Origin of the sequence: Sphingobium lactosutens, from assembly GCF_013393185.1 — a bacterium.
Taxonomy (GTDB): domain Bacteria; phylum Pseudomonadota; class Alphaproteobacteria; order Sphingomonadales; family Sphingomonadaceae; genus Sphingobium; species Sphingobium lactosutens_A.
Map to the genome: position 1 here is coordinate 140,723 of NZ_QJQX01000083.1, position 14,963 is coordinate 155,685.

At 62.8% G+C, this 14,963-nt stretch carries 12 protein-coding genes; 3 read left to right on the forward strand and 9 right to left on the reverse strand.

The window, feature by feature from the left end:
- Positions 1-16 precede the first annotated feature (16 nt).
- A complete protein-coding gene (locus DM806_RS24945) occupies positions 17-1,369 on the reverse strand; it encodes a glycoside hydrolase family 27 protein (RefSeq protein ID WP_179045891.1) in 1,353 nt (450 codons plus the stop codon).
- A gap of 58 nt (positions 1,370-1,427) precedes the next feature.
- Positions 1,428-2,129: a glutamine amidotransferase gene (locus tag DM806_RS24950; RefSeq protein ID WP_179045842.1), complete on the reverse strand. Its 702-nt coding sequence runs from the start codon at positions 2,127-2,129 to the stop codon at positions 1,428-1,430.
- A gap of 116 nt (positions 2,130-2,245) precedes the next feature.
- Between DM806_RS24950 and DM806_RS24955 the strand changes: the two genes are divergently transcribed.
- Complete coding sequence (locus tag DM806_RS24955) at positions 2,246-4,561, forward strand: GH92 family glycosyl hydrolase (protein ID WP_179045843.1); 2,316 nt, start codon at positions 2,246-2,248, stop codon at positions 4,559-4,561.
- Complete coding sequence (locus DM806_RS24960; RefSeq protein ID WP_179045844.1) at positions 4,561-4,896, forward strand: low molecular weight protein tyrosine phosphatase family protein; 336 nt, start codon at positions 4,561-4,563, stop codon at positions 4,894-4,896. The genes DM806_RS24955 and DM806_RS24960 overlap by 1 nt, the downstream gene beginning before the upstream one ends.
- On the opposite strand, the gene DM806_RS24965 is transcribed toward DM806_RS24960, so the two are convergent.
- The 7 genes from DM806_RS24965 to DM806_RS24995 all read right to left on the reverse strand — a co-directional run bounded on the left by DM806_RS24965 (position 4,891) and on the right by DM806_RS24995 (position 14,335).
- Positions 4,891-5,553 carry a cyclase family protein gene (locus DM806_RS24965; protein ID WP_179045845.1) on the reverse strand — a complete coding sequence of 221 codons (663 nt, stop codon included), beginning with the start codon at positions 5,551-5,553 and terminating at the stop codon, positions 4,891-4,893. The genes DM806_RS24960 and DM806_RS24965 overlap by 6 nt on opposite strands.
- Positions 5,550-5,804 carry a CBU_0592 family membrane protein gene (locus tag DM806_RS24970; protein ID WP_179045846.1) on the reverse strand — a complete coding sequence of 85 codons (255 nt, stop codon included), beginning with the start codon at positions 5,802-5,804 and terminating at the stop codon, positions 5,550-5,552. The genes DM806_RS24965 and DM806_RS24970 overlap by 4 nt, the downstream gene beginning before the upstream one ends.
- Positions 5,805-5,876: 72 nt before the next feature.
- Complete coding sequence (acnA, locus tag DM806_RS24975) at positions 5,877-8,546, reverse strand: aconitate hydratase AcnA (RefSeq protein ID WP_179045847.1); 2,670 nt, start codon at positions 8,544-8,546, stop codon at positions 5,877-5,879.
- A 612-nt stretch (positions 8,547-9,158) separates the two neighbouring features.
- Positions 9,159-11,924, reverse strand: coding sequence for a bifunctional aconitate hydratase 2/2-methylisocitrate dehydratase (locus tag DM806_RS24980; protein ID WP_179045848.1), 2,766 nt, complete (start codon positions 11,922-11,924; stop codon positions 9,159-9,161).
- Positions 11,925-12,141: 217 nt separating this feature from the next.
- Complete coding sequence (locus tag DM806_RS24985) at positions 12,142-13,899, reverse strand: DUF885 domain-containing protein (protein WP_179045849.1); 1,758 nt, start codon at positions 13,897-13,899, stop codon at positions 12,142-12,144.
- 42 nt (positions 13,900-13,941) lie between these two features.
- Positions 13,942-14,145: a DUF5818 domain-containing protein gene (locus tag DM806_RS24990; protein WP_179045850.1), complete on the reverse strand. Its 204-nt coding sequence runs from the start codon at positions 14,143-14,145 to the stop codon at positions 13,942-13,944.
- A 4-nt stretch (positions 14,146-14,149) separates the two neighbouring features.
- The gene (locus DM806_RS24995; RefSeq protein WP_179045851.1) at positions 14,150-14,335 is read right to left on the reverse strand and encodes a DUF1328 domain-containing protein; all 186 of its coding nucleotides are present in this window, start codon (positions 14,333-14,335) and stop codon (positions 14,150-14,152) included.
- A gap of 174 nt (positions 14,336-14,509) precedes the next feature.
- On the opposite strand from DM806_RS24995, the gene DM806_RS25000 reads away from it, so the two are divergent.
- On the forward strand, positions 14,510-14,959 hold the full coding sequence (locus tag DM806_RS25000; protein ID WP_179045852.1) for a PA2169 family four-helix-bundle protein: 450 nt from the start codon (positions 14,510-14,512) through the stop codon (positions 14,957-14,959).
- Positions 14,960-14,963 lie beyond the last annotated feature (4 nt).

Below are 14,963 nucleotides of genomic sequence, written 5' to 3' on the forward strand. Positions count from 1 at the left end.
GAAACGAACGGATTGTTTAGCTAAGCCTGTAAAGCGCCGCGCCATGGGGCGGCAGCGTTACGGCAACCCCCTCCGCCTGCTGCCCGAGCGGTTTTCCTGCCCACAGGTCGCGCACCACGACCGGACCGTTCAGGCCGAGATCGCGCAGATTCACGCCAACCTCGCGCGCCTTGTCGCCGGTATTGAACAGGGCAAGATAGCGATCCTTGCCGCCTTCGGCGACCGCTGACCAGACGCGCATCCCGTCCTCGATGAAATGCGGGCAGTTGCCGCTGCTCGCCTGATTGACCGCCAGCACTTCGCGATTGGTGAGAAGCGCCAGCGTCGGCGCATCCAGATGGCGCAGGTCGCCGCCCATGATGAGCGGCGAGCGGGCGATGGCCCAGAGCGTCATCAGCGTCTTCTGTTCGTCCGGGGTAAAGCGCGTATCCCGCTCGCCCAGCGCCAGACGGCCGAGCGGCAGCATGTCCGCGTCGGGCCAGCTTCCCGGCCCGCGCCAGGGCGTCCAGTTTTCCAGCCGCGTGAACTGCGCCTCCAGCATCGCCCAGTCATCCCAGAAATCGTCCGAGATGCGCCACATCTGCGCATATTTGCGGACATGATCGCCGCGGATCACCGGCGTTTCGCCCGGCGAGAGGCTGAGGATGATCGGACGGCCGGTCGCCACGATGGCCTTGTGCGCGGCCTCGATCTCCGGCGCATGGGCGTCATAGGGGCGGCTCATATCGTCCATCTTGACGAAATCGACGCCCCAATCGGCATAAAGGCGGAAGATGCTGTCATAATAGGCCTGCGCGCCCGGCCGCGTCATGTCGACGCCATACATGTCCGGGTTCCACGAACAGATGCTCGCCTTGTCGGCGATGTCGGCGGCGCGATATTGCGTGCCCAGGATCGGCAGATTCTGTTCCACCGCCGCGCGCGGAATGCCGCGCATGACATGGATGCCGAACTTCATGCCCAGCGCATGGACTTCCTTCGCCAGCTGGGTGAAGCCCTTGCCCCCGGCGCTGGAGGGGAAGCGGTTGGGCGCGGGGATCATGCGGCCATGGGCGTCCATGGCGGGCCTGGGCCTGGCATTATAGGTGTAGCTCGACGCTTCCGGCTCATACCATTGGATGTCGACGGTGAAGATATCATAGCCGAAGGGCAGCAGCTTTTCCGCCATGATCGTCGCAGTTTCGCGCGCCTGCGCCTCCGTGATCGTCGTGGCGAAACTGTTCCAGCTGTTCCAGCCCATGGGCGGCCTTGGCGCGAGCATCTGTCCACCCTGCCCCACAGGCGCCGCACCCGCGCGCACTGCTCCCGCAGCCGCAAGCCCTGCCACACCGCCCGCGAGCATATCGCGGCGACTGGCCTTCCAAGTCATCCTCGTCATTTGTCGGAGTTAATAGGAAGGTTGTGACGAGATCAAGTCACAACGCAGGTCAGGCACGAATTCCCGCCAGCCATTCGCCAATCATCGCGCGTCCGGCCGCCACCGCGATCGGGCCATGCAGAGCATGATCTTCGCGCAGGGCTATGCCGCATTGCTGAGCCACGTCCAGATCGGCCCAGAAATGCGTCAGCCAATCCTCGAAACGCGGGTCTTCGCCCATTTCGGCATGGAATTGCAGCGCCAGCAGGTTGGGACCGCGCCGGAAGGCCTGATGCGCATATTTGTGCGTCGACGCCAGCAACTCGACAGTGTCGGGAAGGTCGAACGTGTCGCTATGCCAGTGGAGGATCGGCACGCCGTCAATATGGCGCAGGGGCGATGCGCCCCCCGCCCCGTTCACGCTGACCGGCGCGAAGCCCAGTTCCATATGACCACCGGGATAGACGCGCGCGCCCAGCGCCGCCGCGATCATCTGGCTGCCGAGGCACACGCCCAGCGTCGGCCGGTCGGCCGCCAGCCGCGCCGCCAGCTTTTCGATCTGCATGGGAATCCAGGGATGCAGGTCATGCTCGTAGACGCCCATCGGGCCGCCCATCATGATCAGCAGGTCGGGATCGCACAGATCCACGGTCGCGAAATCCGGGCTGGCTACGTCGATACGGTCGATATGATAGCCCGCCGCCTCGATCGGCTGGAGATACCCTGCCGCTCCTTCGCGCGGCACATGACGGACGATCAACGCTCTTTTCATTGCTGATTCGGACGCTAGACAATCGGGAACGCCACCGCCACCCCAGCCTTTCTTCGCGCGCAAAAATAAGCGCTATCACCCTTGGCCGGTGCACAAAGCCATGATTTAACCGGCGCATGACAGCTTTTCGCTTCGCGCTTTTCGCCGCAGGTCTGCTCACCGGCACCGCCCTTCCTGCCCAGCAACCTGCATCCGATCCAGTCGAGGCGGTGGACCCCTTCATCGGCACGTCGGGCGAAGGCCACACCTTTCCCGGCGCGGTCGCGCCTTTCGGCATGGTACAACTGTCGCCCGACACCCATGTCGGCCCCGCCCGCCAGACCTATAACTGGGCGGCCGGATACCGGCATGAGGACCAGAGCATCCTCGGCTTTTCCCACACCCATTTTTCCGGCGCGGGGCATAGCGACCTTGGCGATTTCCTGGTCGCGCCGGTCAGCGGCGACACGGTGGCGCTGGAGCCGGGCACGACCGAAAAGCCGGGCTACCGCTCACGCAAGGCGGACGAGATCGCGTCGGCTGGCTATTATGCCGTCACCCTGACCGATCCGGGCGTCCGCGCGGAAATGACGGCGGGCACGCGCGTCGGCGTCCACCGCTATACCTTCCCCGCCGGCAAGGCCGCGCATCTGGTGCTCGATCTGCGCAGCATCATCTATGATTATCCGGGCAAGATCCTCTGGTCCTCGGTGCGCATCCGCGCCGATGGCACGATCACGGGATCACGCGAAGTGCGCGGCTGGGCCACGCCGCGCCGCATCTTCTTCGCCATGCGCTTTTCTGCGCCGCTGACCGGACACCAGTTCGTCACCACCGAAAAGGACGTGCTCTACAAGGGGTTCAAGGGACCGGGTCGTGGACCGGAAACGCTGGATTCGCTGTCCGGCCGCGCGATCGTCGCGCAACTCGACTTCGGCGCGCTGACAAAGCCGCTGGAGGTGAAGGTCGCGCTGTCGGGCGTGGACGAGGATGGCGCCATCGCCAATCTCGCCAGCGAACCGGGCGATTTCGACGCGATCCGCGCAAAGACCCGCGCCGCCTGGAACGAGGCGCTGGGCGCGGTGAAGATCGATGCGCCCAGGGCGATGCGCACCAACGTCTATACTGCCCTCTATCACAGCCTGATGGCGCCAAGCGTGTGGAGCGATGCGGACGGGCGCTGGCGTGGGCCGGACGATCAGGTGCATGACGGTGCGGGCTTCACCATGCACTCCACCTTCTCGCTGTGGGACACGTTCCGCGCCGAGCATCCGCTGCTCACGCTGATCCAGCCCGAAGCGAAAAATGCCGATTTCGTGAACTCGCTGGTCGCGGGGCAAAAGACCAGCCCCTTCGGCATCCTGCCGGTCTGGCAGTTTGGCGGCAAGGAAACCTGGACGATGATCGGCTATCATGCCGTGCCGGTGATCGCCGACGCCTGCCTCAAGGGGATCAGGGGCATCGACTGCGCCGCCGCGCTGAAAGCCATGGTCGCGAGCGCCGATTATGCGCCTTATGGCGGCCTCGGCGACTATATGAAGCTGGGTTATGTCCCAATCGACCGGGAGCCTGAAGCGGCGTCCAAGACGGTCGAATATGCCTATGACGACTGGACCATCGCCCGCCTTGCCCGCCAGTTGGGCGACGCAGCGACGGCGCAGCGGTTCGAGAAGCGCGCCCGGAACTGGCGCAACAGCTTCGATTCGAAGACCGGCTTCCTGCGCGCGCGCAAGGCGGACGGGACTTTCCGCACGCCGTTCGATCCCACCGCGATCAACTATGGCAGCGATTATACGGAGGGCAATGCCTGGCAATATAGCTGGTTCATGCCGCACGATCAGGGTGGCCTGTTCCGCCTGCTTGGCGGAGATTCAAAGACCGTGGCGAAGCTCGACGCCATGTTCAATTATGACAACAGCAAGATCGACTACAGCCATGCCGAGGATATTGCAGGCCTGATCGGCCAATATATCCATGGCAACGAACCCAGCCATCATGTCGCCTATCTCTACAGCTATGCGGGCCAGCCCTGGCGCACGCAGGAACGACTGAAGCAGATCGTCGAGAGCCAGTATAAGCCTACGCCGGATGGGTTGGCGGGCAATGACGATCTGGGTCAGATGTCCGCCTGGCTGGTGTTTACGGCGCTCGGTTTTTACCCGGTAGCGCCGGGCAGCAATGAATATGTGATTGGGCGCCCCTTCGTCGACCGCGCGGAAATGACCCTGCCGGGCGGCCAGCGCTTCACCGTGGTGGCGGAAGGTTTGTCGGACGCGAACCGCTATGTCGGCAAGGTGATGCTGAACGGTAAGGCGCTGGATCGAGGGTATATCACCGACGCGGAAATCCGGGCGGGGGGCGATCTGCGCTTCACCATGCAGGCGACGCCGAACAAGACATGGGCAACCGGCGTGAAGGCGCGGCCCTATTCGATGACGGGCTATGGGCGCTGATGCAGAGGGAAAGACATTATCTCTTCGTCTGTAGCCAGAACCGGCTACGCAGCCCCACCGCCGAACAGATTTTCGCCGATCATCCCGGCGTCGAAACGCTGTCGGCGGGCACCAATCACGATGCGGAGACGCCGCTGGATGATGAAATGCTGCGCTGGGCCGATACCATCTTCGTGATGGAAAAGACGCATCGCAACAAGATACAGAGACGGTTCCGCTCCGCCTTGGACGGCACCCGGATCGTCTGCCTCGACATACCGGATGATTATGAGTTCATGGACGCGGACCTCGTCGCCCTGCTGCAAGCGAGAATGGCCCGCTTCCTGCCGCTATAGCAGAGCGAAGGCCCGCACCGGGAACGTCCCCATGCCTACCACTTTCGGCGGAACGGCGGTAAAGGCGAATCCCGAATCCGGCAGCGCGCCGAGATTGGTCATATGCTCGCAGATCAGCACGCCCGCACCCAGCAGTTCGCGGTGGACCGGGCGGCCGGTGCCGGGACGGGTATCGTCGATATTGTGGCTGTCGATGCCCACCAGCTTCGCGCCCCGCTCCACCAGCAGCCGCGCCGCTGCCTCGGTCAGGAAGGGATGCTCCTCGAAATAGGCGGGCGTGCGCCAATGCCGGTCCCAGCCGGTATGCACCAGAACGGCGCGCGCCGCGACGTCGATTCCTTCGAGATCGGCAGCATCGGTCGCAAGGCCCACGGATTCAAAGGGCCGTCGCACGACGATGGCGGGCAGGCTTGCCAGCCGGTCGAGGTCCAGCATCGACAGATCGTCGCCTTCCTCGAACCGGTGGAAAGGCGCATCCAGATAGGTGCCGGTGTTCGACACCATGTCGATCCGTCCCATCTGGAAGCTGCTGCCGTCGGCATAGTTGGCGCGCGACTGTTCGCGGGTCCAATAGTCGCAGATATGGGGGGCGGCGACGCCCTTATAGGTCTGCATGCCATGTTCGATCGCATGGCTGAGGTCGATGAAGCGAGTCATGAGGGGGATGTTCTCCGGCGCCCGATGCGCCATAAAGTGCTGAAGCCGACGATGCTCCAGATGACATTCAACACCATCGACGGAAAGGCGCCGTGCCACCAGGTGTTGAGGACGAACAGCGTCGCGCCAATGGCATTCAGCCATTGGAAGGTCGCCGATCCGCCGGACAGGCGCCCCGTCGAGACGCCGACATAGGCCGCCAGCACCAGCACAGCGCCGGCCCATCCGGCAATCTCCACCAACAGCACCATCGCTTTCTCCACAGAAAAGGGCTTCTCCCGATCGGGAGAAGCCCTTCTTCCCTACTTCAGCGCGTTAGCCGATCAAGCGGCCAGCTTGCGCAGGACGTATTGGAGGATGCCGCCGTTCAGGAAATAGTCCAGTTCGTTGACGGTATCGATGCGGCACAGCGCGGTGAAGGTGAAGGTCGAGCCGTCGGCGCGCTTCACGATCACGTCCACGTCCTGGCGGGGCTTGAGGTCAGCGACGCCCTGAATGGTGAAGGTTTCGTCGCCCTTCAGGCCCAGCGTATCGCGCGTATCGCCATCCTTGAACTGGAGCGGCAGCACGCCCATGCCGACCAGGTTCGAGCGGTGGATGCGCTCGAAGCTTTCGACGATGACCGAACGGACGCCAAGCAGGTTGGTGCCCTTCGCCGCCCAGTCGCGCGACGAGCCGGTGCCATATTCCTTGCCGCCGATGACGACCAGCGGCGTGCCGTCGGCCTTGTGCTTCATTGCCGCGTCGTAGATCGGCATGACTTCGCCCTCATAGCTGGTCATGCCGCCTTCGACGCCGTCCAGCATCAGGTTCTTGATGCGGATGTTGGCGAAGGTGCCGCGCATCATGACTTCATGATGGCCGCGGCGCGAACCGTAGCTGTTATAGTCGGCCTGGGCGACCTGATGCTCGCTCAGCCACTTGCCCGCGGGCGACGACGCCTTGATGGACCCCGCCGGCGAGATGTGGTCGGTGGTGATCGAATCGCCGAAGATGGCGAGCGGCCTGGCCTCGATAATGTCGGTGACGGGCGCCGGGGTCATGGTCAGCCCTTCGAAATAGGGCGGATTGGCGACATAGGTCGATCCGGCGCGCCAGGCGTAGGTGGCCGATCCGGTGACGTCGATCGCCTGCCAGTGGGCGTCGCCCTTGTAGACATTAGCGTAGCGCGCCTGGAACATCGGGCGGTCCACGGCCGCCGCGATTGTGGTGGCGACCTCGTCATTGGTGGGCCAGATGTCCTTGAGGTACACCAGTTCGCCGTTGGAAGCGGTGCCGATCGGGGTGGTGATGAAATCCTCGATTACCGTGCCCTTCAGGGCATAAGCCACGACCAGCGGCGGGCTGGCGAGGAAATTGGCGCGCACGTCGGGCGACACGCGGCCTTCGAAGTTGCGGTTGCCGGAGATGACGGCGGCGGCGACTAGGCCATTCTCGTTGATCGCCTTGCTGATCGGCTCGGCCAGCGGTCCCGAATTGCCGATGCAGGTGGTGCAGCCATAGCCCACGAGGTTGAAGCCAATGGCGTCGAGGTGCGACTGAAGACCGGCCTTTTCCAGATAGTCGGTGACGACCTGACTACCGGGGGCGAGCGACGTCTTGACCCAGGGCTTGGGCCGCAGGCCCAGCTCGTTCGCCTTCTTGGCGACGAGGCCGGCGGCGACCATTACGCTGGGGTTCGACGTGTTGGTGCAGCTGGTGATCGCGGCGATGGTGACGTCGCCGTCGCCAATGTCGAAATCCTTGCCCTCGACCGGAACGCGCTGCTGCGCCTTCTTGTAGGTATTCGCCATGTCGGCGTTAAACACGTCATCGACGTCCGGCAGCGCGACGCGGTCCTGCGGGCGCTTGGGTCCGGCAAGGCTGGCGACGACGGTGCCAAGGTCGAGTTCCAGCGTGTCGGTGAAGATCGGCTCGATCGTCGGGTCGATCCAGAAGCCCTGCTGCTTGGCATAGGCTTCGACCAGCGCGATATTCTCATCCGTGCGGCCGGTCAGGCGCATATAGTCGAGCGTCTTGTCGTCGATGCCGAAGAAGCCGCAGGTCGCGCCATATTCGGGCGCCATGTTCGCCAGCGTCGCACGATCGGCGAGCGACAGGGTGGCAAGGCCGGGGCCGAAATATTCGACGAAGCGGCCCACCACGCCCCGCGCGCGCAGCATCTGGGTGCAGGTGAGGACGAGATCGGTGGCGGTGACGCCTTCCTTGAGGTTGCCGGTGAACTTGAAGCCGACGACTTCGGGGATGAGCATGGAAACGGGCTGGCCCAGCATCGCCGCCTCAGCTTCGATACCGCCCACGCCCCAGCCGAGCACGCCCAGGCCGTTGATCATGGTGGTGTGGCTGTCGGTGCCGACGCAGGTGTCGGGATAGGCGATGGTGGTGCCGTCAGGCGCTTCACTCGACCAGACCGCCTGCGCGATATTTTCGAGGTTCACCTGATGGCAGATGCCGGTGCCCGGCGGCACGGCGTAGAAGTTGGCGAGCGACTTGCTACCCCACTTCAGGAAGTCGTAGCGCTCCATATTGCGCTGATATTCGATTTCCACATTCTGTTCGAACGCCTTGGGCGTGCCGAATTCATCGACCATGACCGAGTGGTCGATGACGAGGTGGACGGGCACCTGCGGATTGATCTTGGCAGCATCGGCGCCCAGCGCGTTCATCGCGTCGCGCATGGCGGCAAGGTCGACGACGCAGGGCACACCGGTGAAGTCCTGCAACAGCACGCGGGCGGGACGATACTGGATTTCCCGCTCCGCCTTGCCACGGTCATTCTGCCAGTCGACGATCGCCTGAATGTCGTCGGTGGTGACGGTGACGCCATCCTCGAAGCGCAGCAGATTCTCCAGCAGCACCTTCATCGAGAAAGGCAGGCGCGAAACGTCTCCAAGCTTCGCTGCGGCCTTTTCCAACGAATAATAGGCGATGTCCCTGCCGCCGACATTGAGCGTGTCGCGCGTGCCGAGGGTGTCCTGTCCGATGGCGGTCATAAGTCGTGCGTCTCCTCGCATGGCCTCGGCCAGAGGATGGCGCGTTTCCACCAGAGGCCCACCGAACGGCGATAGGACACCGGACGGCAAGGTGGCAGGGATGCGCCCCAACCAGTGGTCGAAGCAGGTATGTCCCGATGCTGCAGCGCCATATCATCTGCGGTGTTCAAGTCAAATGGCGGCACAGCCTACACCCCCTATTTAGGGATCCGTTCCGCCCCTTTAAACGTTGAATGGACAGAAAAGGGGACACGCCAATGGACGCATGTTTTTCGCCTGTTGAAACCGCGATAGTTGCTATCAATCCGCAATATTATCAGGGGCAGAAAATGCCTTGCCCCGACTGCGGCGGCAACCAGTGGATCGTGGGTCGGGTGGTAGCGGAATGCGCCCGGTGCGAAACGCCCCTGCCTCTTGCTGCATCGCAGCATCGCGGGTGGGCCGACGGCCTTTTCTGACGCCGTTCAAATCCGATAATCCTGTGCGTTTCCGGTCGCCTTGCCATCGGCGGGTGGATCAGCAACGACATGAACGACAATGCCGCCGTTGCGCTCTTCTACGGCGAAGAGCGCAACGGCGGCATGTTTTACGAAGAGACTAGCGCCCTATCGATCAGTGCGCGGCCGGCGGCGCGAACTTGGTCAGGTCGATGCCCACGACGGCGCTCTTATACTCGTCCATGTTCGGCGTGCGGCCGAGGATGGTCGACAGCACCACGAGCGGGGTCGAAGCGAGGAGCGATTCACCCTTTTTGTTCGCCGTGTCTTCCACGACGCGGCCCTGGAACAGGCGGGTAGAGGTGGCGAGGACGGTGTCGCCCTTGGCGGCCTTTTCCTGATTGCCCATGCACAGGTTGCAGCCGGGACGCTCTAGATACAGCATATTCTCATATTCGGTGCGCGCAGCAGTCTTGGGCGCCACGTCATCGAACTCGAAACCGGCATATTTCTTGAGCACGTCCCAGTCGCCTTCGGCCTTCAGCTCGTCGACGATGTTGTAGGTCGGCGGAGCGACGACCAGCGGTGCCTTGAACTCGACCTTGCCTTCGGTGGCCTCGATGTTCTTCAGCATCTGCGCCAGGATCTTCATGTCGCCCTTGTGCACCATGCACGAGCCGATGAAGCCCAGGTCAACCTTCTTCGCGCCACCATAATAGGACACTGGGCGGATCGTGTCGTGGGTATAGCGCTTGGACACGTCCGCATTGTTAACGTCCGGATCGGCGATCATCGGCTCGTCAATCAGGTCGAGGTCGACGACGACTTCGGCGAAATATTTAGCATTATCGTCTGGCTTCAGGGCAGGTTTTTCGCCCGACTGGATTTCCGCGATGCGCTTGTCGGCCAGGGCGATCAGGCCACGCAGCGTGCCGGCGGCATTTTCCATGCCCTTGTCGATCATGATCTGGATGCGCGACTTGGCGATTTCGAGCGACTCGATCAGGGTTGCGTCTTCGGAAATGCAGATCGACGCCTTGGCCTTCATTTCGGCCGTCCAGTCGGTGAAGGTGAAGGCCTGGTCAGCCAGCAGCGTACCGATATGGACTTCGATGATGCGGCCCTGGAAGACGTTCTCGCCGGCGAACTGGGCCAGCATCTGCGCCTGGGTCGCGTGCACCACGTCGCGGAAGTCCATATAGGGCTGCATCTTGCCCTTGAACGTGACCTTGACCGACTGCGGGATCGGCATGGTCGCCTCACCAGTGGCAAGAGCGAGAGCAACCGTGCCCGAGTCCGCGCCGAAGGCCACGCCTTTCGACATGCGTGTGTGGCTGTCGCCGCCGATGATGATCGCCCAATCGTCCACGGTGATGTCGTTCAGCACCTTGTGGATGACGTCCGTCATCGCATGATAGACGCCCTTCGGGTCGCGGGCGGTGATCAGGCCGAAATTATTCATGAAGGACATGAGCTTCGGAATGTTCGCCTGCGCTTTCTTGTCCCAGACCGATGCGGTGTGGCAGCCCGACTGATAGGCACCATCGACGATCGGCGAGATGACGGTAGCCGCCATCGCTTCCAGTTCCTGCGCGGTCATGAGGCCCGTGGTGTCCTGCGAACCGACGATGTTCACGGTGACGCGCACGTCCGAACCGGCATGCAGCACCTTGCCCGGCGTCACGCCAACGGCGTTGCGGTTGAAGATCTTCTCGACCGCGGTCAGGCCTTGGCCTTCGACCGCGATTTCCTTGTTGGCGGCGAACACGGGAGTTGCCTCGACGCCGAGCGTTTCCGCGGCGAAGGTCTGGAGCTTCTTGCCGAAGACGATGGCGTAGCTGCTGCCCGCCTTCATGAATTCCATCTTCTGCGGCGTGAAGGCCGAAGCGACGTCGACCAGTTCATTGCCGGCTTCGTCGGTCAGCTTCCGGTTCTTGACGTCGATCTTCAGGACGGTGCCGGTTTCGACCGAAAACTTCTCTTCAAGGACGGGGTTGCCGTCATTGTTGAGGATGACCTTGCCTTCGGCGTCGGTCTTCTTAACCCAGTTCTTCAGGTTGAGGCCGATGCCGCCCGTCACGTCGACGGTGGTCGCAAAGATCGGCGAGATGCCGTTGGTGCCCGCGACGACCGGCGCATAGTTGACGAAGGGAACATAGGGGCTCTGCTGCTTGCCGGCCCACAGCGCCACATTGTTGACGCCCGACATGCGCGAGGATCCGACGCCCATCGTGCCCTTTTCGGCGATCAGCATGACGCGCTTGCCGGGGTGCTGCGCCTTGAGCGCGACGATCTGCTGCTGCGCTTCGGGGGTGATCATGCACTGGCCGTGCAGTTCGCGGTCCGAACGCGAGTGCGCCTGGTTGCCGGGCGACAGAAGGTCAGTCGAGATATCGCCTTCGCCGGCGATGAAGGTCACGACCTCGATCTCGTCCTCGACCTCGGGGAGCTTGGTGAAGAATTCGGCCTTGGCGTAGCTTTCCAGCACATCCTTGGCGACCGCATTGCCCGCCTTGAAGGCGTCGCGCAGGCGGAACATGTCGGCATCGTAGAGGAAGACCTGAGTCTTGAGGACTTCGCCCGCCTGGACGGCCAGCGCGGTGTCATCGCCCAGCGTGATATCGAGCAGCACTGCGATCGAGGGGCCGCCCTTCATGTGGCTGAGCAGTTCGAGCGCGAAGGTCGGGGTGATTTCTGCGACGGTCACTTCGCCCAGGACGATCTTCTTGAGGAAGTCCGCCTTGACGCCCGCAGCGCTCGTGGTGCCGGGCAGCGTGTTGTAGATGAAGAAATTCAGGGCGTCAGCGCGATACTCGCTGCCGGCATCCTCGATCAGGGAAATGATTTCGCTGACGAGCGCACCGTCGTCGATCGGCTTGGGAGCGAGCCCCTGAGTCTTGCGGCTGTCGATTTCGGCCAGATAATCCAGGTAAATGCTCATCTCGTTCCCAACGTCATAAAAGTGCACGGAGTCGACGCGCAGCGCCACATGCCGACTTTTATGCCCGGTCCGGGAGCTGACGCGGCCCCGGTACGTCAAGAGTCGCGAATTGGCAAGCCGCCGCAGCGCAGCAAAATATTGCTGCCAGCCACGTCAATCCGCCCGAAATCGTGGCTTTTCGCATTACTCTGTGTAAAGACTGACTCGAGTAGGCGGTTTATCCCTTGGCCTTTTCCGCCGCAATCCAGCCATCGATCTGGCTTTCCAGCACGGTCAGCGGCACCGCCCCCTGCGAGAGTATCGCGTCATGGAAACGGCGCAGGTCGAACTTCGGCCCCAGCGCTTCCTCCGCCTTCGCGCGCAGCGCACGAATCCTGATCTCGCCGAGCTTGTAGCCGAGCGCCTGCCCCGGCCAGCTGATATAGCGATTGACCTCCGCATCGATATTGGCGTCGGTCAGCGCGCTGTTGGCCTTCATGAAGGCGACGGCCCTGGCCTTGTCCCAGCCCTTGGCATGGATGCCGGTATCAACCACCAGCCGGCAGGCGCGCCACATCTCGTAGGACAGGCGGCCCATCATCTTTTCGGGCGTATCGTAAAGGCCCATCTCTTCGCCCAGATATTCGGTGTAGAGCGCCCAGCCTTCCACATAGGCGGTGAAGCCGGCTAGATATTTGCGGAAGGGCGGCAGCGGCAATTCCTGCTGGAGCGCGATCTGGTTGTGATGGCCTGGCACCGCTTCATGCGCGGTCAGCGCCGGCAATTCCCAAAAGGGCCGCTGGTCGAGCTTCGACGTGTTGACCCAATAGGTGCCGGAAATGCCGGCCTCCGGGGCGCCAGGGCCGTAATAGGCCGTCGTCGTTCCTTCCGCTTCAGCCGCCGGGATCGGCTTCAACCCATAGGGCAGGCGCGGCAAGGTCGCGAAATAGCGCGGCAACAGCCCGTCGATCGTCTTCGCCTGCCGCGCGGCGACGCGCAGCAATTCCTCGGGCGTCTTCGCATAATAGGTCGGGTCGGTGCGCAGATGCTGGATATAGGCGGCGCGGCTGGGATAGCCGGCCTTCGCCGCAATCTCGTCCATTCGCTTGCCGATGCGCGCAATCTCGTCCAGGCCGATCTGGTGAATCTGGTCGGGCGTCAGGTCGGTAGTAGTGTGCGCCCTGACCCGGCTGGCATACCAGGCCGCGCCGCCCGGCAACGCGGCGGCGCTGTCATTCTTGCGGCAATGGGGCAGATAGTCCTGCACGAACAGGTCGTGCCATTTGCGATATTCAGGCGTCAGCACGTCGCGGATGATCGCGACCGCCTGTCCCTGCATGGCGCTCCAGTCGGCGTCGCTGATGTCGCGCGGCTTGGGACGCTTGAACGGTTCGTAAAAGCGCGTGTCCTCCGGCTTCCCGTCAACGATGCCACTGATCGTCTCGGCATAATTTTGCAGCACCGAACAGGGCTGAACATAGCCGCCCTTGATCGCCTGCCGCGTGATGGCGAGCGCGTCGCCATTTTGCTTCGGATAGAGCGCCAGCCGCTTCAGATAGCTGTCATAATCGGAGCGATTGTAGAAAGGCAGACCGTCGGCCATGCCGGAAAAGCCCTGATGCCAGCCATAATAGGTGGTGAAGAGCATCAGCCGTTCGGCGGGATGCTGGTCGCTGTCGATATCGTCGCGCAGCATCCAGAGCAGAACATCGCGATTGACGCGGTCGGGCGCCTCCAGTCCTTGTGCGGGCACCGCCTCCAGCCGGGCGACGAAGCCCCGCTCCGCCTCGATCTGCGCGTCACGTGCGGCAAGCGAAATATCGTAGATCTGGTTGTCATAGTCGCGCACGCCGCGTGCGGTCGCCTCGACCGGGTGGGTGGATAGATACCAGCTCCAGTGATCGGCGATCACCTCGTTCAGTAGGTCACGGGGCGTCTGGGCCTGCGCCAAAGCGGGCGCGGCGACAGCGAGCATCAGGGACAGAATCTTGCGCATGGACGCAATGGTTCGCGCGTCTCACCGATTTTGGCAAGGGGATCAGGCGGCCGCCACCCCTTCCGCCTCGACAATATCGTTGCCGGCATAGAAACCGCGCACCCGGACGCGCTTTTCGACATGATCGACCGGCACGCGAAGCAGGACGAGCCGGTAACTGCCGCCCAGATCGCGCTGGAGCAGAAAGCCGCCTTCATCGCGCAGCAATCTGCCGGTTTCGTCCACTCCAGCGCCAATCTCTGTCATAGGGTCAGTCTATCGCGTCCTTGATGCCCTTGCCAGCCAGGATTCCCAGCACAAGGAAAATGACGAACAGGGCGATCGCGACGAAGAAGAGGATTTTGGCGATGCCGACAAAAGCGCCGGCCGCGCTGCCAAAGCCGAGCAGCGCCAGCACCGCCGCAATGACGAGCGAGATGATCGCAAGCTTGATCATGGAAATGGTCCTTCCGTTGGGCAATGGGGAATGGACATGACAACCGACGACGGGGTCGCCTTGTTCCACCTGCGTAGCGGTTATGGCTAACCAGACATTAAGGTCGATTCTCATCGACTTGATTGAACTATCGGCGAAGATGGGCGCTTGTTGCTGGATCGAAAGGAGACGCCGATGTCGAACAACCATGCCATCAGCAAACTGGATGACCTGATCACGACGTTGATCGACAGTGTGAAGGGCTATGAACATAGCGCCCACAAGGCGAAGTCGCCAGAGTTCCAGACATTGTTCCGCGACCTGGCGACCGAGCGCAACAAGGCGGTCGAACTATTACAGGACCACAGCCGCGCGCTGGGCGGCAAACCGAACGGCTTCGGATCGGCGGCCGGTACGGCACATCGCCGGCTGGAGGATATTCTCGTCGCGCTGGGCGGTGGCGACAAGGCCGTGATTCAGGCGGTCGATCGCGGCGAGGATTATCTGCGCGAAGAGTTTGAGCGGGTGCTCAAGGACAGCAGCATCGGCGAGGAAACGCAGGCCGTGGTGCGCCGCGCCCATGAGTCCGTGCTGCATGGCAAGGGCGTGATCGAGAGCCTCAAGGGCCAGCTCGCCGCAGCCTGACGAA